17 protein-coding genes are annotated in these 19,737 nt (G+C 40.4%); 5 read left to right on the forward strand and 12 right to left on the reverse strand.

The window, feature by feature from the left end; all coding sequences use genetic code 11:
• Nucleotides 1-8: 8 nt before the first annotated feature.
• The 8 genes from C9J47_RS17950 to hisC all read right to left on the reverse strand — a co-directional run bounded on the left by C9J47_RS17950 (nucleotide 9) and on the right by hisC (nucleotide 8,875).
• A complete protein-coding gene (locus C9J47_RS17950; RefSeq protein ID WP_107254721.1) occupies nucleotides 9-1,253 on the reverse strand; it encodes an autotransporter outer membrane beta-barrel domain-containing protein in 1,245 nt (414 codons plus the stop codon).
• A gap of 332 nt (nucleotides 1,254-1,585) precedes the next feature.
• The gene (locus tag C9J47_RS17955) at nucleotides 1,586-2,779 is read right to left on the reverse strand and encodes a hypothetical protein (protein WP_170107543.1); all 1,194 of its coding nucleotides are present in this window, start codon (nucleotides 2,777-2,779) and stop codon (nucleotides 1,586-1,588) included.
• 32 nt (nucleotides 2,780-2,811) lie between these two features.
• The gene (locus tag C9J47_RS17960) at nucleotides 2,812-3,495 is read right to left on the reverse strand and encodes an ABC transporter ATP-binding protein (RefSeq protein WP_107254723.1); all 684 of its coding nucleotides are present in this window, start codon (nucleotides 3,493-3,495) and stop codon (nucleotides 2,812-2,814) included.
• Between the two features lie 2 nt (nucleotides 3,496-3,497).
• A complete protein-coding gene (locus tag C9J47_RS17965) occupies nucleotides 3,498-4,730 on the reverse strand; it encodes an ABC transporter permease (protein WP_107254724.1) in 1,233 nt (410 codons plus the stop codon).
• On the reverse strand, nucleotides 4,720-5,949 hold the full coding sequence (locus tag C9J47_RS17970; RefSeq protein ID WP_107254725.1) for an ABC transporter permease: 1,230 nt from the start codon (nucleotides 5,947-5,949) through the stop codon (nucleotides 4,720-4,722). The genes C9J47_RS17965 and C9J47_RS17970 overlap by 11 nt, the downstream gene beginning before the upstream one ends.
• 73 nt (nucleotides 5,950-6,022) lie before the next feature.
• A complete protein-coding gene (locus tag C9J47_RS17975; RefSeq protein WP_107254726.1) occupies nucleotides 6,023-6,775 on the reverse strand; it encodes an outer membrane lipoprotein-sorting protein in 753 nt (250 codons plus the stop codon).
• Between the two features lie 218 nt (nucleotides 6,776-6,993).
• A complete protein-coding gene (locus C9J47_RS17980; RefSeq protein WP_107254848.1) occupies nucleotides 6,994-7,770 on the reverse strand; it encodes an ABC transporter substrate-binding protein in 777 nt (258 codons plus the stop codon).
• Between the two features lie 16 nt (nucleotides 7,771-7,786).
• The gene (hisC, locus tag C9J47_RS17985; protein WP_107254727.1) at nucleotides 7,787-8,875 is read right to left on the reverse strand and encodes a histidinol-phosphate transaminase; all 1,089 of its coding nucleotides are present in this window, start codon (nucleotides 8,873-8,875) and stop codon (nucleotides 7,787-7,789) included.
• 201 nt (nucleotides 8,876-9,076) lie between these two features.
• Here hisC and C9J47_RS17990 point away from each other — a divergent pair, with 201 nt between their 5' ends.
• Entirely contained in the window at nucleotides 9,077-9,943 is an 867-nt protein-coding gene (locus tag C9J47_RS17990; RefSeq protein WP_107254728.1) for a LysR substrate-binding domain-containing protein, read from the forward strand.
• 23 nt (nucleotides 9,944-9,966) lie between these two features.
• Here C9J47_RS17990 and C9J47_RS17995 read toward each other — a convergent pair whose 3' ends face one another.
• The gene (locus tag C9J47_RS17995) at nucleotides 9,967-10,581 is read right to left on the reverse strand and encodes a LysE family translocator (RefSeq protein WP_107254729.1); all 615 of its coding nucleotides are present in this window, start codon (nucleotides 10,579-10,581) and stop codon (nucleotides 9,967-9,969) included.
• A 180-nt stretch (nucleotides 10,582-10,761) separates the two neighbouring features.
• Between C9J47_RS17995 and C9J47_RS18000 the strand changes: the two genes are divergently transcribed.
• Nucleotides 10,762-11,787, forward strand: coding sequence for a GlxA family transcriptional regulator (locus C9J47_RS18000; RefSeq protein WP_211321769.1), 1,026 nt, complete (start codon nucleotides 10,762-10,764; stop codon nucleotides 11,785-11,787).
• Between the two features lie 7 nt (nucleotides 11,788-11,794).
• Here C9J47_RS18000 and C9J47_RS18005 read toward each other — a convergent pair whose 3' ends face one another.
• Complete coding sequence (locus C9J47_RS18005; RefSeq protein ID WP_107254730.1) at nucleotides 11,795-11,986, reverse strand: hypothetical protein; 192 nt, start codon at nucleotides 11,984-11,986, stop codon at nucleotides 11,795-11,797.
• Nucleotides 11,987-12,691: 705 nt separating this feature from the next.
• Here C9J47_RS18005 and C9J47_RS18010 point away from each other — a divergent pair.
• The 3 genes from C9J47_RS18010 (at nucleotide 12,692) to C9J47_RS18020 (ending at nucleotide 15,632) form a co-directional block, all read left to right on the forward strand.
• Entirely contained in the window at nucleotides 12,692-13,189 is a 498-nt protein-coding gene (locus tag C9J47_RS18010) for a hypothetical protein (RefSeq protein WP_107254731.1), read from the forward strand.
• Nucleotides 13,190-13,419: 230 nt separating this feature from the next.
• Nucleotides 13,420-14,949, forward strand: coding sequence for a winged helix-turn-helix domain-containing protein (locus C9J47_RS18015; RefSeq protein ID WP_107254732.1), 1,530 nt, complete (start codon nucleotides 13,420-13,422; stop codon nucleotides 14,947-14,949).
• Nucleotides 14,950-15,155: 206 nt separating this feature from the next.
• On the forward strand, nucleotides 15,156-15,632 hold the full coding sequence (locus C9J47_RS18020; RefSeq protein WP_107254733.1) for a hypothetical protein: 477 nt from the start codon (nucleotides 15,156-15,158) through the stop codon (nucleotides 15,630-15,632).
• Nucleotides 15,633-15,750: 118 nt separating this feature from the next.
• Here the strand turns inward: C9J47_RS18020 and C9J47_RS18025 are convergent, their stop codons facing one another.
• Both C9J47_RS18025 and C9J47_RS18030 read right to left on the reverse strand, forming a co-directional pair.
• A complete protein-coding gene (locus tag C9J47_RS18025) occupies nucleotides 15,751-16,653 on the reverse strand; it encodes a S1/P1 nuclease (protein ID WP_107254734.1) in 903 nt (300 codons plus the stop codon).
• A gap of 260 nt (nucleotides 16,654-16,913) precedes the next feature.
• Nucleotides 16,914-19,700 (reverse strand): M16 family metallopeptidase, encoded by a 2,787-nt coding sequence (locus tag C9J47_RS18030; protein ID WP_107254735.1) that lies wholly within the window; start codon nucleotides 19,698-19,700, stop codon nucleotides 16,914-16,916.
• Nucleotides 19,701-19,737: the final 37 nt, after the last annotated feature.

Consider the following 19,737-nt stretch of genomic DNA (forward strand, 5'->3'; position numbering starts at 1 on the left):
CATAAGCATTAATTAAACGGGATACCAACACCTAATGTAAAGGTATAAGCATCTAAATCATCTAATCCAATTAAAGTACTAGCCTCTGCAAAACCATGCCACCCGTTATTAAACACACTTGATACCCCTAAGTGCGCTCGCCCATATAGTTGGTCATCAGAATTTATAATGATAGGCAAAATCATGCCTGAGTTATCTGCTTTCAACTGACTAATTACTTTTTCTGAACTTGAATCAAAATCATAATGAACATACGAGCGTAAATATGGCTGGAATATACCTAAACTCGAGCGAAAAGAATGCGAAAAACTGGCTCCTGTAATCAACATCGTTGATTCTAAGTTATCAACATCATCCACTTTAGAAATTAGATAATTGGAATTCCCTCTTGATGGCCTTTCTGTATAGCGGTCACTATCCGATAGTGTATGTTGAATGGTACTTTCTAAAGCGATATTCCAATAACCTTGGTTTATTACATAACCACCACCGAACGAAAAAACCCAAATATCAGAATCTGCATCATCAGAATTGTTTATAACATTATCACTATAGTGACTAATTTTACGTTCAATATCGGTATCAACAAGCGCATAGCTCGCTGTAAAATCCATATACCATTGATCTTGAAAATAACTGAAGTAGCCTGATGCAACCAAACCATCAATTTCACTCTCTGCGTTTTCAAGACCTGAATCATAAAAGGGTAAACCCAGTGCCACACCAAATAAATATTTTTCATTAAGTAAGTAATCACCACCTAATGTAACTGAGTAACCTTCTCTCTCAGGGTTACTTTCAAACACCAATGTTTGTTGTTCTATAGTCTTTTGTTCTTGTTCAAAACGTACATAGGCCCCTAAACGTGAATAATTGTCAGTCCCTAACAAGCCATCTTGATAAAATGTTACTTCTGTTAATTTAGGCGTTACATTTTTGGGAGGGTAAGAATTTTTAGCACTATTTCTGACGCTATTTGCTCGTTCCGTAAGATCAGCAGTGTTTAAGTTATTTTGTTGTAATATCTTACTTTTATTGATATTTGATGAACGATCGCCAACGCTTTGATGAGTAAATTTATCACCTCGAATATCTGAGCCTACATCCATGAGAGTTGAAATAACAGCATAAACATCTTCTTTTACGCTTGATGAATTACCATTACTATCTTCAGCTGAAATAGCACAAAATGGTAATACAATCATAATAGGTAAAGTTCTAGCAATTACGATAGATAATGATTCATATCGCATGTGACCCCCTAAATTAAACACACTCACGCTTTATATTATTATTCAGTGTTTGCGTGAAACTTAACTATTTAATAATAGAGAAATGAGACAATTTAGGGTGTCGCAAAAATAAACATTTCAACAAATAAATAAAATAATAAACATAAACAAATTGGACAAAAATAAAGAAGTTAAACATTAATGACTTAAGCTAATAGCAACCATCCACTCAATAGCACTAAGTCATGAATAGTAGTGTTTTTTTGTCTATATAATCGACATTTTAGTACACATAACCAACGCCGAATCTATACCCAACCGCTTACCATGAAATATGACCTGACCGCAGGAAGTCAAAAGCTCCACTTAACTTGTAAATAAACTAAGGTATTCGGTGTTTCACCGAACAGACTATTATTGCTACCATCAAAACGCTGTATAACGGTCAACACTTGCCAATCATTAGATAAAGAATAACTGTTACTCGCCCCAAAAAAATACGAGCCATCATTATAATAAGTGCTTGATAACGTTAATCGACTTAACGGTGTTATATCAAAGCCAATATCGGCATACCACGTATACTCTGTAAAACTCAGCGTGCGTGCTGTAAGCGGCAGGTTTAAGAACAGCTGTGCGTTATTTGGATCTTGAGGATTAGAGATAAACAATAACGAAGCGCGTGTCATCCAATTTCTTTTTCCACCAAAGCTATAATCTGTTTCAATAGTGGCAACCGTTGAGGATTCTAGTGGCTCCCCCATCCACTCGCTTCGTTCAGGCTCAAACCAGCTAATTTCACCACGTAAACCTGCACCTTGAATGTCGCCAGCAAACCCTGCGCCAATAACATGATCTAGCCCAGATTTTCCCACCAGCAACTGCATGTCCCAGCCTTGGTGGTTAAACAAATACCGACCTGCGTAGCTATCCAATTCACTGTTTTTGCTTGGGTTATACACCAGATCAAACGCACTGGCGAAACCCAGCTTACGACTTACTAAGATGGCGTCGGAGCCCGAACGTTCTTCGTAGTCGAAATCATATATAGAGTAAGAGTTGAAAATATCATTTGGATTCCACAATGTTGCCATTGCCCAGTTAATACGAAAACGCCCTGCACGAACCTGCCAATCATTTTCCTGCCAATCGAGATACAAGCGATCAAGCTGACTGTTGCCTACAACGCCATTCTTATCTACCCAATTTTTAGATAAGTCCATATAACCGGGATCAAAGCCCACCAGATCGCCATACCCTGCTATTTCAGCTGAATCACCAAAGAATAATCGATTTCTCATTCCTACATTAACGCGCAGGTGACGATTAAATCGGTATTCAAAATTAAAACGCTGATGGATAAGGTTATCTAGGCTGTTCCCTTGATCCTTAACATCCGTTGTATTCTCGCTTCTACTATCAGGAAACGACCCTGTTGCCATATATTTCACGTAACCCGTTAAATCCCAATTTTTCTCGGGCTCTAATCCTGGTATTTGAGCCAATACGACTGAGCTACACGCACACGAGATAACAACGGCTAACATCGTTTTTAATACGATATGTGATAGCTGACGTTTCACTGACGACGATCCTCTTTCAACTGACCATCTTCAAACACAATTACTCTGCGTGCACGTTTAATGACTCGAGGATCATGAGTCGAAAAAATAAACGTCGTGCCTTCTTGCTGATTTAGCTGCTGCATAATATCCAGCAATTCTGCTGTACTTCTAGCATCTAAGTTTGCGGTAGGTTCATCCGCCATTACAAATCTTGGTCGTGGTGCTAATGCACGAGCCACTGCAACACGCTGCTGCTGACCACCAGATAGCTTTGTCGGTCTTTTATGCCGCTGTTCAGCGAGCCCTACTTGTTCCAATAAGTCACTCGCTCGCTCGCGACATTCAGCTTCTTTATGGCCTTGTAACTGCATCACAAATTCTACGTTTTCTAATGCCGTTAATACGGGTAGCAAACTGTAGTCTTGAAAAATGAAACCAATATTATCGCGGCGAAAAGCAATTAAATCTTTTTCTGATAAATGGCAAATGTCATTACCGTCTATTTTCACTTCACCAGACGTGGGTACATCAATGCCACCAAGCATATTCAGCAGTGTCGTTTTACCAGAACCTGATGGACCCATTACCGCGACAAACTCACCTTGTTCAATGGTTAAATCGAGCGACTTAACAGCATGAACGGGAAAATCAGATTCCGGATTATATGTTTTGCACAATTGATTAATTTGAATGCTCATAATCAGTGTTTCTCCGCCATCGCATCTGCTGGGCGCTGCTTTAATATTTGACGCGCCGGATAAAGTGCCGCCAAAAAGCTTGCGGCAACCACAGTAAGAAAGATTAACTGGTATTCGCCGAATGACATTCTCGGGTATATAGTCGTATCAACGCCGAACGCCCCCAAGCCTTCAGCCATTGAATTTAATGAAATACCGGTTGTTTGTAATAACATCATTAATACAGCACAAATACCTACACCCAATAACGCACCACTCATTCCAAGTAAGCTTGTCTCAAGCATGATCAGTAAGAACACCTTATGCTTCTGCATACCTACGGCCATCAACACACCAAACTCGCGGGTACGCTCAAACACCGACATCAACATGATATTTACAATGCCTAAGCCCATCGCTGATACAAAAATGCCGAGAATAATTGCGGTACTGGTGCCCGTTTGCTTAATCATCGTCGCCATCATAGGCTGAATCTGTTGCCAGTCTCGTATGGTATTCAATTTGCTGGTTTTAGTCTGTAACTGTGCTTTTACCGCTTGAGTAACAATATTCGATGATGGTGTAGCTTCATTAACCACTATGGCTATTTCATGAACACCATCTATATGGGCAAGAGCACTTAAATCACTGCGCCTAACATACACATTGCCGTCATCAAAACTGCTCGACGGACTCTTAAAAATACCGCGAACACGAAACGCCGCCCCCGATACATCATTAGCGGCATCAGTAAACGTTAAAACGACTTTTGATCCTACACGTAAGCGCAAACGTTCTGCGGTTTTACTTGAAACTAATACCGGATTTCGCCCTTGTTCTGATAACCATTCGCCTTCAATAATGTGACTGACTAACGGCGTTACTTTTGCTTCCGCCTCCAGATCAATACCATTGATCTTTACTCCACGTGTCGAACGTGCAGAAGCCACCATACCATCAGCAATAAAGCGTGCCGACCACGCGCTAACGTCTGGCATATCTCGTAATTGCTCGATGATCTGCTCTGACCCAATGATGGTGTCGTTGATCTCGGGTTCATTAATATATTCACTACGGTGGATTTGAATATTACTGGTTTGCCACGCGATGGCATTATCAATCATGTTGCCATACATACCATTCATAAAGCCGATCATGCTTGCGACACCAATCAAGCCAAACACCATGGCGAATAGCATAATGCTGGTACGTAATTTATTGCGCCATAAGTTACGCCAAGCGAGTTTAATCAGCATGGGCACCTCCTTTTAATGCGCTCACAAGATCAAGACGGTAAATGCGCCACATTGGGTAAATCAAACAGAAGAAAAGTAACCCCAATACCAGCATTATTTGTTCTTTAAACAGCCAAGGTGCAATCAATACTTTTAGAACAGGTTCCCAGCCTAACTCAAGTACGGCCTGTGCGAGTTCTCCGGTTAACTCATAAGGGTTGTAATAAAACCACAGTAAAACAGGCAAGGTTAATATCAACCCTAATACCACACCTAATACACCAATAAATGCCGATTCGATACCAATCAGCATTAATAGTTTTCTACGTAATAATCCGGTAGCTAACATGACACCGAATTCACGCTGACGTTCTAATGTCATCATCAAAATCGTGGCAAACAACCCAAAACCAACAATGCCATAAAGCAGATACATCATGAAAATGCCGCCAACTTTATCCATCATAATTTGCTGTGCCATCTCGGGGGATAAGTCTTGCCAATCACGCACTACGGCACGGTTGATATAAGTGCGCGACAACTCATTAACTGTTTGCTCAAGATTGACTAAATCGTCGGTATGCAACACCCAAGCAGTAACTTGACCGCCTGTACTATATAAGGTTTGCGCTTGCGTTAGGGGGAGATAAACCAGCTGCTGATCGAGGGCTGGAATAGGAAACTTCACAATGCCTTTAATCGGATACAAACCCGCAGCGGTCTGACCGCGATAGCCCTGCCCGTATAAAATGATGTCGTCACCCACACTTAACCCTAATGATTTGGCTAAGCCCTCTCCGACTAATACCTGAGAATCACCGTCGGTTAAGTATTCACCAACGACAACCCTTTGCGAAATATGTGAGTATCGGTTTTCGAGTTCAGGTGATATACCTAAAACCATGACACCTTTCGATTTTTCTGCTGCTGCAGCAAGGGCAAAAGATTCAATACGTGGCAATAAATGCGTTATATGTGGATTATTACGAACAGGTTCGATAAAAGCACCTGTGGCAGGTAATAAGTCATCAATACTTTGGCTTTCTTTAAATTCAGGGTGCTGTAGCTGAATTAATCCAGTAAAGAAGCGGGCACTATTGTCAATGTTACTGGCATACCCACCCTCTTGCAGGCTACGCATAAACAAGGATAATAATAGCGCCAGTGCTAAGGCGGATGCTGTTAGTACTGTACGTCGTTTCTGACGCCACAGATTTCGCCACGCTAATTTAACTAACATACATGCTCCGCCAAGTATCAGAATGTTTTAAGCTAATCCCGCTATATTTTAACTAGCCTTTCGATGACATTCGTTAATCTCTCAATTCCTTCATCTGATTTTGAGAAAAAAAGCTGTCTTTGATCGCAAAATTAAACTGCGCCTGATGGGTGATCATCTCTGTCTTATTTCCCGGCTTATCAGCAGGTACCATTTCCATTCTGGTGGCAATATCACGTCCACCAAGTTGCTTAATATCATATGTTTTCATTGTATTAACCAACTCATCAAATTCATCAAAAAATTCCACTTTCCGCTGTAAGTACGTATCTTTCGATATCCACAAACGTACTTTACTCCACACCACGGGGGCATCAGGCTTTGCGATAGCATCAATCACATAAGTATTATCATTATCAAACACTTCTGTACCGTGTATTGCGTGGGTGTAATCCACGACGATAGACGACTGATTAATAAGGTCATCGTTGGTGAAATCTGACCCCATCCAAGATTGTCCGAGCATAGATGGCGCTATCTTGATCACACGTTCAATACTTGGTATCCAATTCCACATTTCGCGTTGACGCTTAAGTGATGCACTACCTTTATCTTTGGCTGGTGCAGTCACTAACACTAACGATAACTCTTTTCCTTTCGTCCAACTTTTCATGCTCATCGAACGCGTCCAATCAGGACGAATAATATTCATTGTTAGTTCGCTGTAACTCGAATCTCCGCGCATTTGCAGATCAGATTGAGTGACAATTTCTGTGGCAGTTTGTGCATGTAGCCCAATAGAAAATACACTCGCCAAACTCAGTAAAATAATCGGTAACATTCGCATGCTTTCTCCCTTTTATGTCCGTTTAACGAATTCATTACGTCGGTATGATTAAATTAGTCCGAAGTTTAGAAGCTAACAATATCAATACATTATTTCTGTGACCAACGTTCTTGTTAGTCATGTCATCGTCTTAAACATAAAAAAACAAAAAAGCAGCTACCGAAGTAACTGCTTTATGTATTCATAAATAATGTAAAACGGGTTATAACAACCAGCCTTTATTCACCATAAATATCAAAACTAAAGTATCCAGCGGCAATCTTGTCGTAAGTACCGTTCTCACGAATCGTTTTAATGGCTTGGTTAAATTTGTCGGCTAATTTTTTATCTTGTAGGCGTAATGCTAACGCAGTGCCTTCGCCAATATAGGCTTTATCTGTTACTGGCTCGCCAGCTAATTCAAAGTTTTTACCGCGTTCTTTTTCTAAAAACGCTAAAACGAGTTGATCAGAGTTACCGAATACGGCATCAAGACGCCCACTTTCAAGATCGAGATACACTTCATCTTGACCAGTATAACGACGAATTTTAGCCACATCACCATAGATATCGGTTACATAACGATCATGAATTGTACCTAGTTGAACACCAATGGTTTTACCGTCTAATCCCGCGGTATCAATAGTAATACCTGAATCTTTACCCGTTACAAAACGTGCTGGTGTTTGGTAATACTTGTCTGTAAACAGAACACGCTTTTTACGTTCTTCTGTAATACGCATTGATGCCATAATTGCATCAGCTTTACGTGATAATAATGCTGGAATGAGTCCATCCCAATTTTGTGAAACCCACTCACATTTTAGCTTCGCTTCGACGCAGAGTGCGTCTGCAATTTCAATATCAAATCCCTTCGGAGTGCCTGATGCATCTTTATAGTTAAACGGCGGATAAGTGAAATCTGACGCGAGACGAACCACTTTTTCATCTGCGGCTTGTGCAGTAGTAAATAGTGCTGACGCCAGAATAATTCCGACACTCATTAGTTTTTTCATCATAAGATCCCTCTTCCTATTGATATTGTTGTAACGCATTTAAGGTTTCAAGCATACTGTTCTTTGAGCCAATGGAAATTCTGACACAGTGTTCAAGCATCGATTCATGAGCTTGGTTACGGGTCACAATGCCTTTTTCTAATAAATAATCATAAATACTGTTTGATGTATTAAAGTGAATAAGCACAAAATTGGTTGCCGACGCATAAACCACATCTACAATCGGTAACACCTGCAATTCGCTAATAAACCATTCACGGGTTGTTATAAGTTCATCTGTTTGGCTACGCATACTCTTTAAGCCTTCAGGAGCAAGGGCTTTCAATGCGATTTCAGCCGTTGGATCAGCAATAGGATAAGGCGCAATCAATCGTGCAATGTACGACATGACACTTTCATCTGCCATTAAGAAGCCACAACGAATCGATGCTAATCCAAATGCTTTTGATAAAGTACGTATCACAATCAGATGCGGGTATTGTCCCATCAAATGCAGCACACTCGTTTCTGGTGCGAATTCAATATAAGCTTCATCAACCACAACCAAAGTTGACGCTTTACTGGCTTCAAGTAATTCCATAATATCGTGATGATGAATGGTATTACTTGTCGGGTTATTGGGTGAACATAAGAAAAGTAAGCTTGTGTCAGCCAGTTGATGTTTAATCGCCGCAACATCAAGTTGGAAGTTATCGAGTAACGGCACAGCTAGCGTATTAACCGAAAAAGCATCGGCACAAAATTCATACATGCCATACGTTGGTGGGCAAATCATAATTTGGTCGTTACCCGGCTGGCAAAATGTACGGATCAACAAATCAATCGCTTCATCAGCCCCCCGTACAGCCACAGTCTCGCAGCTCAATGCACCCGATGCTTGCTCACAGTACGCTTGATACTCTGATGCAATATCATGGGGTAAAAAGTCGGGGTAACGATTATACATATCGTTACGTCCTTTTGACTCGTCACCATACTGGCAACTGCTTTCTAGTTCATTCGCATTCAACCATAGATGACCACTGCCTCCAATGCGTCGTGCCGACTGGTATGGCATGAGTTTTTCTACTGCCTTTGGTACTAATTTTGACGCCAGTGATTTCATTCTCCTTGCTCCCAATACGAATAAACAGGCTGAAAAATGGTCTAACTTCGGATTAAAATGCAAATGGATGGCATAAGTAATCTCTTAATCTCTTTATATTTAGATTAAAGCAGACCTAGCTTGAAATCAGAATCGAAATGTCGGCATACTAGCCATGATTAAACCGCATACCTTAAGTGTCAGTAGCGACAGGGAATAAGTATGATAAATCGACTACCATCAACAAAAGAGCTTCAAGCATTTTTGATCACAGCCCAGCACCTAAATTTCACTGCTGCAGCACATATTTTGAATGTGACACAAGGCGCCGTAAGTCGTCAGGTAATTTCTTTGGAAGAACAACTGAAAGTACGGCTATTTCACCGCCATGCGCGCGGGTTGACCTTAACTAATAAAGGTTCTGAGTTTCTTCCTCTTGTTGAACAAGCAATGAATCAAATTCATCGTGCTGTTGAACAAGTATCGAATGATAAACAATTAGTCAAACTGAAAGCCCCAAGCTGTATTACACCTTGGTTGCTGCCTAAACTGATGACCTTTCAACAAGCCTACCCCGATATAGATGTCGAGCTCACATCCGCCATTAAACATAACGTCAACTTTTCAACCGAACCTTTTGATGCTGCGATCTGTTACGGGCAATCACCACAAGAGAAATCCTTGCTCACTAACTTATTATTTGAAGAATTTTTAACACCAGTATGTTCTGCTTCTGTATTACCAGTCGATAAAACGACATTAAGTACCAATGAAATGAAGGGTTTTACGTGGCTGCATGCCACTCCACAGAAAAGTGACTGGGCGTTGTGGTTAAAGCAGGCTAACAGCTCACACTTAACCGCTGATCAAAACCAGCATTTTGCAACATTAGATTTGTCGGTAAGTGCAGCCATACAGGGGTTCGGTATCGCCATTGGGGATATCACCTTAGCTAAGCTTGATTTAGAATCAGGACGGTTGGTAGCTCCGCATACGTTAACAGTCGCTTCCGGTAACAGTTATTACCTTGTACGCCCGAAAACGATGCAGAACCCTTCTTTAGAATTACTGATTGAATGGCTGATCTAGATTTATTGGTGCTTAGTTATTCATTACTGCGTAAGCGGTAACGCAATGCCAATTACCACAAATAAACCACCACAGACTTGGTTAAAGCGTTGCCCTCTTTTTTCAAGCCAAGGGCCAATATAAACAGAAACACTAGCCAGCATGAACTCAACCGCAAACTCAACCACCGAGAAGGTTAAAGCCATGACAAAGAATTGTGTCAAAAGCGATATTTGAGGATCAATGAACTGCGGTAAAAAGGCCCCGAAAAATAACAGAACTTTGGGATTAGAAACCGCCGCTATAGTACCTTGCATGAACAATGCTGAACGTTTTTTTTCAGCGATGGCTTTTTCTGAAATGATTAAATTAACAGGCAGTGTTCGCCATAATTGAATACCCAACCAAATAAGGTATGCCCCACCTACCCACTTCAATATGTTAAGTGCAGATGGTGATGTTTGAATAATTGCCCCAATTCCAAACATGGATAAAGCAATTACAACCACAAAACCGAGCACACCACCAATAATGGTCCAGATTGCTTTGCTACGTCCGTATAATACACCATGTGTCAGTGCTAACAATCCATTAGGGCCTGGCGCAAAAGCAAGGCCAATAACCGCAATTAAATATAAAAGCCACGTTTGAAGCACCATGAAAATATCACCTATATTATTTTGTTCATGTGTGCCTTTTGATTAAACAAAAGCACAACAACATGAATCATCTATCACCGTTGGAAGTGTGTGAATTTTACTGTGGTAACATAAAAACAAATGGCCTAATTTAGACCTAATACGGTACAATATGGACATTAGTTAAAAGATCTCACAGACATGACAACAACAATAACGCCTTCCAATCAAAATCTAGCTGACGATAAAAGCCCTACCGTGACACCTGACGTTCGTTTCCTGCTATTGCCTTTGCCCGATTTTACGATGCTACCTTTTGGTGGTTTTATCGATAAACTTCGTTTTTCGGCTGACAATGAAGATTATAGCCAGCAACGCCACTGTGGATGGCAAATTTTAGGTTTAGGATCTGGCACAGTTACTTCAAGCAGCAGTGTATCGGTAGAGGTGCAGGTAACACCGGAACAGATACGTTTCGCTGATTACAACTACCTTGTTGTTTTTGGCTGCCGATCGGCACGTCATGCTCAACAAATGGCACCTAGTTATAAAGCATTGCTTAAACAAGCAGCCTCTAATGGCGTTACATTAGTCACAATCGACAATGCTTGTTTCATGCTGGCTGAAACTGGATTATTAAAAGGAAACCAAGTCTCGGTACATTGGCGACATGCACAAGAGTTTATGACGGCTTACCCCGATATTGAAGTACGCACAGAGCAATTATATTGCATCGACAAAAAACGCATCAGCTGTTCTGGTGGCAGCGCTGCCATTGATTTAGCCATAGAGTTGTTAACACGCCATTGTGGTCGTACACGTGCCATGAAAGGATTAGCAGATATGATTATCGATAAGCCTCGTGGGCAATTGCATCGCTTAGAATCATTGGATAATGAAACCAACGCAGGTCGGCATGTTAGCCGGGCTATTGGATTGATGCGCGACTTATTTGCAGAAAGAAAAACAACCGATGAACTTGCTACCATGATAGGCATAAGTCGACGACAACTTGATCGCTTGTTTAAAGATGAATTCTCTAAAACTGCACATGATTACTGGCACGAAATGCGCCTTCAGCATCTACACTGGCGATTAGTCAACTCTAATCATAGTTTGACTATATTAGCGGAAGAAATTGGCATTCAAGATACTAGCTACCTCTGTAAGGTATTTCGCAAACGCTTCGGTCAAAGCCCTGCAACATTACGTCACTCGAATAAATAGACCGTGCTTAATCTTTCGAAATAAACCAGCCAACCACAACACAACCCAGCATCCAACTAGAGCCCAATAGAAAGGCATTGTTCACATTTTCCGGAATTAACAGGCAGGCAAGAATGCCAATGATCATAACAATCGCAAATATTATCTGCCACAAAATGTCATATCTATAACTATCAACAGCTTTCGGATTATTTTTCATTTGTGAAACATCACAATATTGCCATATGATAATTAGAGCAGAAAATACCTAACGTCAGCAATTACAAAAAAGTAACATAATGTAAGGTTGTGATTCACCAATAAACATTAAACAATCAATAATCTACATGAACAATAAATCACGACGTTTACATTTCATCAGGATTTATTATATATGGCGATTTATTATATGAAATTAATGGGGTGCAATATATGTAACAGAGTAACTATAAACCAATGAAAGATTACCACTCATCTTTAAAACATTTAATTACATCTTATCTAATTGAAATTATCGAAGGATTTAAATCATTAATTAATATATAAGAACAAACCGACCACCATCACAACTTCTTAACATTTACATCATTCAACAATGGGCATCAAGTTGCATCCTGTGTATTATTGATTTTTAGAAAAAACACTTAATTACATATTTACTATTTTATTACTGGTGACAATCACTGTATCATCTCCGGCTCGCTAAGGATTGCACTCACTTATGAAAGTACTTTCAGGAGAAGAGCGTAATTGATTTGCAACTGCATATTCTCAAATCTCGAACCGATTAAGAAACGCTCTCACAGAGTAAATATATGCAGGTAGTCATATTACATTTAATTAAATAAGTAATTGCAAAAATAAGCAGTTATTTCATTGTTATCAGGCATATGCATTCAAAAATATTGCTTGAAAGTAAGGTAGAATGAATATTAAATTTACACATATTTTAGCCACACTTGTTGTCGTTTTTTCTACAGCATCACAAGCTTCAACCACTAAGTTTGGTAACTGGTATTATTCCGATGCATACCAGACATTTGTTTCACAAGAAGTGACTCATGAACTGCCTAAGCAAGCTGAGATCTATCAAATTGCTAGCTCTAACGAGCTTAATGTTGGCTTTATTGTTCAAAGCCAAGCATGTATTGGAAAAGTAGGTGAATACGATTCAGCTGGTGCATATTTAATCAATACAAAACGTATAAACATGGCGTATCAATGTATCAGTAATAACACTGTACGTTTATTCCCGGTTATTAAACGTGAGCGTAAGTATGTGATTAATGAATTCAAAACCCAGTCGCTAGTTTGCATCAAGCCAACCAAAGAATTGAAAAACGACCCGAACAGTATTTCACTATGTGTTTCTGGCTCTGGGTTTAGTGACGCCTATCATGCACTTTCAATTGATAGTGATTAAGCAGCAAAATTGACTAAAGAGAGGCACATCTACTTTAATTCAGCTTAGAGCGAGCGCCCTAAGCTGTTGATAGACAGAAAGAGCTCATTTATGAGTCCATCAATAAAGTGCCTCCACCTGTCAAACAGAGAATCGCGACTTCAATGCAGAGGTCACAAAAAAGCAAGCAGTTGCTTTTAAGGCTAAAACCCACTAGTCTGGCAAAGTTATTTCCAGTCTACTGAATTCCCATGACTTCCACAGTCCGCTATACATTACATCATGAACCAGCCATTATTTTTTCGCCAGCCAAAAATCAAATCACAATCAATGGTGAAGACGTCCACTTAGAACCTTTACAGGCACGCCTCTTAACCTTTTTTATTGAGCAACAGGGCAATGTTGTCAATACGCAGCAAATTGCGGATAGAGTGTGGGATAGAAGCCATGTATCAGATAATCTGGTGCGTCAAGTCATCAGCTTGCTTCGCAGCCAACTTCAAGACAAAACCCGCCCCTACTCAATCATTAAAACGATTCCCAAACAAGGCTATCTATTTAATATAGAGGTGACTAAAAATTACCCCCCCAAAACAAATATTAAACATTCGATAGTAACGACTGAAAATTCTGCTGAAGATAATCAACTGGCGATACAAATTGAGTCAAGATTACAATCTGAGTCAGCATTACAAAAAGAACAAATGGTTCATGCAACTCAGCAAGCAACAGCACGCCCGTGCCACACACGAATAAAAAAATCAGTTATTTTTATAGTATTACTGGTAATCAGTGGTCTCGGATTAGGATCGAGTTATCTATGGCAACAATCAGCACACTCACCGACTAAACCACAACAACAAGGTGTGCTTCCCGTTTTCCTACACGAGATTAATCTTGATACAGAGCAAGATTACGAAATGTCGCAAAGTGTCTATAATTACTTGTTCTATGGCCTTAATTCGTCGAAATCTATTTCGGGTTATCACTTTGACCAATTAACCCCTGAAGCAAAACAAAAACTCTCAGAAACAGGCATTGAGATCAAAAGCTGGATCAAAAAAAGCCACGACGAATATTCACTCACCGTCCTATTACAAAATAATCAGCAGCCTGCATTAAACACAAAAATTGAAAAGACCTTTAACAAAGAAGACTTCTTTAATTCCATTGGTGATGTAATCATAGAATTAAAAACAATTATTTCCCCAACTGATCAAGGTTACGAAATAACCAATCACCGCGTTACCTCAGTGACAGACTACAATGATTGGAAAGTGATATCAGAAGGTATTTCACTCTTTTATCAAGGGAAAGGTAAAAAAGCTTTAGATAAAGTTACTGAAAAATTAAATATTATTCAAGTAGAAGGCCGAGGCAACTATCTTGTATCTTCATTATTATCTTATTCTGAATCATTACATTATTTGAAATCAAATAATGACATTCAGAAAAAACAGGCGCTAGTACTCGCTAAACAAGCATTTGAAATGAATCCTCGTTGCGATATTGCCAATTTAACCTTAGGATTAGCTCTGCTATTAAATGGACATAGCGATCAAGCTTTTCCTTACCTTTTCTATGCCGCTGAAAGTACCCCGAGCCCAATCAGTTATTACCTACTAAGTATTGTCGATAAACAAGCTGATAATCAACGCGGGGCCGCATACCATTATCAATGCTATACAGAAATGAAAAAAGAGGTTAATGGGCAACTCTTTGATCTTATGGATTCTTTACAAAAACCAAACCTTTTACAAACCACCAAACAAGCTATTTAACAGCTTCTAACCACACAGACGTTAACCCCTTATATTTAAAGGGATTAGCGTAACTGCTTAGTAATTTGTCTTTACTGAGTCAGCACCAGTTTCTTTGTTTTTTGTTTGTTGCTGACACATATTGCCTTGCATCAATATCACCTTTGACAATGATCACCATAATTCAGAGCAAACCAATACTATTGTTTCTCTAAGGTAAAAATATTATGTTGAAAAAAATCGCTTATCCAATTGTTCCATTACAAATCTTCTTATTTGCATTTTGGTTTAAAAATGGATTCATCGATAAAATAATGGGGATATTGCTTGGAATAGTGACACCAGATACAGCTTATTCTGGTGATACATGGGCTGGATGGAAAGGGTATATTGTCGGTACTTGGGATAAAAGTCAGGTCGGTCATGCTTTACTCAGTCCGACATTTGATTTCATGTTTCCAATCCTTATTTTATTGCAGTGCCTACCTTTTGTATTAATCCTTCGTTCAGTTATCAATGGGGAATTTATGAGCAATAAAGAACGCCCTTGGTTATTTTATGCTGCTGTTTCTTCATTATTTGTAACTAGCTGTATGGCTTTCACTCAAACAATATCTGGTGCAAGTGATAGCCAGTACTTATGGCAGTTCATTGGCTTTAGCATGGTTGCTATTATGTATATTCGTAATGAGCAAGGTAAATAAGTATCAACTATCCAACCACTATAGAATAAACAAATTCATAAACGGATTTACTGCATATTATAAAAAACCTGTTCCAAAAGGAACAGGTTTCATTCATTCTCTAAACAACTTATAGAAATTACTTTTTAACTAAAGCCGAGTTTAGTTCATCAGCTAGACGATAACCAGCCTGAGTAAGACGCTGTTTCACCAGCTCGGTGCCTTTACTGTAATAAGATTCCGACGGCTTTGCATCAATTGCTACACTGTAACCGAAATCAGCCAGCTGGTAGCTTTCTGTTACCCACAAATCAACATCTGCTGTTTTGCCCAGTGTCATTGTTGTACTTGGGTATGCCAACTGAAGATCCGTCGCAAAATCATTGATATTATGTTCCGTATCCAATAGACCCATGCCGCTATCCCACAAGTGATGCAGATCTTTTTGTGGAACATCTAACGTATGCTTATTGGCTCCCAAATCAGTAACACATGTATTTTTGCTCAGGCTTTGAGAGATAGAATGCATTGGCTGATGTGAGTCACCTGCAACATGGCTCATGAACATCATACTGGCAGCTTGTGGATTTTGTTTAAAATCATCAAAAAGGTAGCTAGCAACAAGTTTGATATTTGGAACATGAATAAAATCACACTGGCTCGTTGCTGGATAAGCTTGGTTTATATAGTGCCATGCACCCGTTTCTTTCTCATCCCACTGGTTCAGGCTTGCTGGAATTGTTTCCCCCATTTGTACCCAAATATCTTCAGCCGGAATCTTACGGATCAAATCCGGTACCATTGCCAATTTGGCAAACTGGCTCGCCCCTTCAAAGCTATCCATTTTTTGTTGAATATCTTCAGGCATCGACTGGTAAGCCTTTGCTGCCAGTACATCCACTTGCGTACGAGCAGCTGTGTCTAGATTCTGATAAGCAATTTGTGCCACGGTAACATGCCCTTGATAATTCCAAGCATGGGCAACATTAGGAAGCAGAGCAAGTGAAGCTACTGCAGTTGCGATAAGCGATGTATTTTTCATTGTTGCCTCATTCACACTTTCTTACAAAATTAGTGTAATTAGGCACCCCATGAACGGTAAGGTCAACCCAATATACCAATTAGGAATCTAGTTGCTTAGGCAATCGATTAACTCTATATGTTTCGCCTAATAATCAATCAATAAGGGGGGCGAAAAAATTGAAATACATTTCAGAGCGGGACAGCTTGTATAAAAGAGCCCCGAGCGATACTCGAGGCTTTTTAGTGGCATTGCTGATTATTCTTCCACCAAGCTTCTGGTTAACCCTCTTTAGGTGTAAGCATTGCTTCCATCTGTTGAGTATTCGTACCTATCAGGCGTTCTGATAGTGCATTAACTTCAGCTAATGTCAGTGTCGACATGATTTTCTCAGGATAAATTACCGCTTGTGGGTCAGCACCAAAGAGCACATAGCTACTGAGCATCTGCGCCTGTGCTTGTGGGTTCCTCTGCCACGATTTTAGATCTGCTGCCAATTGCGACTTAGCCGCCGCAAACTCCGTATCGGTAAAGCCCACCCTTGCATTTTGCAGTACCTGTTGAGTACTGATTCGTACAGCATCTAACTTATCAGGTGCCGCATTTACAACAAATGACACCAGCGCCTCACCACTGCCATCAAACCAAACCAACTGGATGTTGGGGGCATAACTCAACCCATGCTCATTACGCAGATTATCACGGTATCTCTTGTCCAATAACCGATAGAACAAATCGGAGGTAAAACGATCTCGCGTTGTTTTCGGCTCTCCCTGAGAAAACAGGTTAACCTCATAATTAATCGTATTATCTACCGCTTCCATCACATTCACCGACGCGATAGAGACCTTTGGTTCAGCCCGATAATCAGTAATTAACTCTGCTGATTCAAATGGAATACCAGCCACATAACGTCTGAGCATCCGATTAAAGTCTCCAACCTCAATATCAGCGCTGACAACCAAAGTAAAATTGCGCTTCTTCTTCATCAAGGTGTCAAAAACAGCCTGAACCTGATCCGGTGTTACTTGATCTAAATCATCCCCAGTTACAACCTTGCTTGAACTATCATCAGGATAAAGTGTACTGGAAACCTGACTGACAAAGTGACCAAACGGAGATAACAACCAGTTATTCTGCTCAACAGTAAGTTCATGCTGTACTGCCGCAAATTGCTGTTCGTCCACTTTTGCTGCTGTCATTAGCTGATTAAGCACAGATAAAGCAAAAGGAAGCTCCTTTTTAGCCGTCTCACTATATAAACCGTGTGAAGTTTTCCAAAGAACGGGCTCAATATAGGTGTTATGGCGAAGCAGTAACTTATTAAATTCCGGCGCAGAAAAACCTGCCAATCCACTGCGGGCAAAGACGGGGCCTACCATTGCAGCTGCATGGTACAATTCTGGTTGCAGTGCCGCAATACCACCAGATGACATCAGATACAGGTACACATCATCACCCGATTCAGGCATCTGCCTTAACCAAACGTCAACACCGTTATCTAATGTCCAGCGGTGTGTGGTTGGTTCAATTGCCTCATAAGACGTTATTTCTCCTCCTTTTTCAGGCAATGGAAAATCACCAGAAGAGGAAGCCATCAAGAGTTCTTTACCCGATGCTGAAAATTGCGTCTGAAACTGAGCAAATGTCGCTTTGGCTTTCTCTGTATTCTCTTCTCTTGTGAGCAATAAAACGGGTTTATTGTTTGCTGCACTAAGGTACTTATTGATCGCTTTATTCAGCCTTGCTTGATCAAGCTGTTTAATAAATTGCTGCAACTGACTTCGAATCACTTCCTTCGATAGTTGTGTTTTACTATCCATTAAAGTGTAGAGACGATCGTCAGAAAAATCGGCGGCTTTTTTGTTTAACCACTGTGTATCTAAGCCATTAACATCATTTCGCCACGTTTCTTTAATCGTCGCTAGCTCAACAGCACCAACGCCATGATCTCGTAAGCTCGCTAATTCTTCAGCGAAAAATTTCTGAGCTGCCAGCCGATCAGATTCGGCAAATTCAACCACTATCTCACCAATATGGCGATTGATAATAAGGCTGTTATAGGCAAATGAATTGAGTAGTGGCGACTGAGTTTCTATGTGCCGATCTTGCAACCTCAGTGCGATAGCCTGAATCACCGTGTCTTCAAGTAGCAAGGTCTGGTATTCAGCATCGGTCCTCACTTGTTTGTCACTCAATTCTACCAGCAAAGCTATACCTGCCTGTTGCCCTGCCGAACCAGAGATAAACAAAGGCTCTGATGTAAGATCCTCAATCCCTTCATCTTCTGACTCTGTTTTAACATCCTGAACGACGGCTTCTTCTGATGCACTAAAATGCTGTGCGATCATAGGCTCTAACTGCTTACGATCAATATCTCCGGTAATAATCAATTCTGTATTTTGAGGTAGATAATGCGCATGATAAAACGACAACAATCCATCACGATTCAGGCTATTGATGCTGCCTGTCGTGCCGAGTACATCTCTACCTTCATAGCGACTACCTTGTAGTAATGCCTCAAAAACTTTAAGATCAGCGGGCTTATCACCACGTTGGGCAAACCGAAATTCGCCTAAAACAGCCCCTTTTTCATTCTCGATAAGGCTTGGATCTAAGGTGAGCTTTCCAGTGGCAATATCACTAAGCCAAGTCATCGCACTCTCTAACCGCTCATTATTCGGTAGATCGATTTGATAAGTCGTTACATCATGTGTTGTAAATGCATTTAGGTCATTGCCAAACGACACGCCGGCATCAACAAACAAAGACTCAACATGCTTTGCACCAAAGCCCGAACTGCCAAGAAACGCCATATGCTCAAGGAAATGCGCATAACCGGCCTGCTCTGCAGTTTCATCAACGGCACCAGCATGCACAAGCAAACGGAGCGAAACAGGCTCTCCGCTAATTGGTAACAAGTGATATTGCATTCCGTTTTTCAATTTTCCTTGCAACCACTGGCTATCCGCCTGAAGCGATTGAGGTTCAGGCACGTGCTGGCAAGCTACCAGCAACAAAGTGGCAAAAATAATTCCCCAAACTCTAACTAGTCTTTTTACTTCCATATACTTACATCCAAACTTACATACCCAACCAAACCAT

Origin of the sequence: Photobacterium indicum (genome assembly GCF_003026215.1) — a bacterium.
Taxonomy (GTDB): domain Bacteria; phylum Pseudomonadota; class Gammaproteobacteria; order Enterobacterales; family Vibrionaceae; genus Photobacterium; species Photobacterium indicum.

Coding starts and splice junctions, on each gene's coding strand:
- C9J47_RS17950 (WP_107254721.1), bottom strand. CDS start 1,253: ATGCGATATGAATCATTATCTATCGTAATTGCTAGAACTTTACCTATT.
- C9J47_RS17955 (WP_170107543.1), bottom strand. CDS start 2,779: ATGTTAGCCGTTGTTATCTCGTGTGCGTGTAGCTCAGTCGTATTGGCT.
- C9J47_RS17960 (WP_107254723.1), bottom strand. CDS start 3,495: ATGAGCATTCAAATTAATCAATTGTGCAAAACATATAATCCGGAATCT.
- C9J47_RS17965 (WP_107254724.1), bottom strand. CDS start 4,730: ATGCTGATTAAACTCGCTTGGCGTAACTTATGGCGCAATAAATTACGT.
- C9J47_RS17970 (WP_107254725.1), bottom strand. CDS start 5,949: ATGTTAGTTAAATTAGCGTGGCGAAATCTGTGGCGTCAGAAACGACGT.
- C9J47_RS17975 (WP_107254726.1), bottom strand. CDS start 6,775: ATGCGAATGTTACCGATTATTTTACTGAGTTTGGCGAGTGTATTTTCT.
- C9J47_RS17980 (WP_107254848.1), bottom strand. CDS start 7,770: ATGAAAAAACTAATGAGTGTCGGAATTATTCTGGCGTCAGCACTATTT.
- hisC (WP_107254727.1), bottom strand. CDS start 8,875: ATGAAATCACTGGCGTCAAAATTAGTACCAAAGGCAGTAGAAAAACTC.
- C9J47_RS17990 (WP_107254728.1), top strand. CDS start 9,077: ATGATAAATCGACTACCATCAACAAAAGAGCTTCAAGCATTTTTGATC.
- C9J47_RS17995 (WP_107254729.1), bottom strand. CDS start 10,581: ATGGTGCTTCAAACGTGGCTTTTATATTTAATTGCGGTTATTGGCCTT.
- C9J47_RS18000 (WP_211321769.1), top strand. CDS start 10,762: ATGACAACAACAATAACGCCTTCCAATCAAAATCTAGCTGACGATAAA.
- C9J47_RS18005 (WP_107254730.1), bottom strand. CDS start 11,986: ATGAAAAATAATCCGAAAGCTGTTGATAGTTATAGATATGACATTTTG.
- C9J47_RS18010 (WP_107254731.1), top strand. CDS start 12,692: ATGAATATTAAATTTACACATATTTTAGCCACACTTGTTGTCGTTTTT.
- C9J47_RS18015 (WP_107254732.1), top strand. CDS start 13,420: ATGACTTCCACAGTCCGCTATACATTACATCATGAACCAGCCATTATT.
- C9J47_RS18020 (WP_107254733.1), top strand. CDS start 15,156: ATGTTGAAAAAAATCGCTTATCCAATTGTTCCATTACAAATCTTCTTA.
- C9J47_RS18025 (WP_107254734.1), bottom strand. CDS start 16,653: ATGAAAAATACATCGCTTATCGCAACTGCAGTAGCTTCACTTGCTCTG.
- C9J47_RS18030 (WP_107254735.1), bottom strand. CDS start 19,700: ATGGAAGTAAAAAGACTAGTTAGAGTTTGGGGAATTATTTTTGCCACT.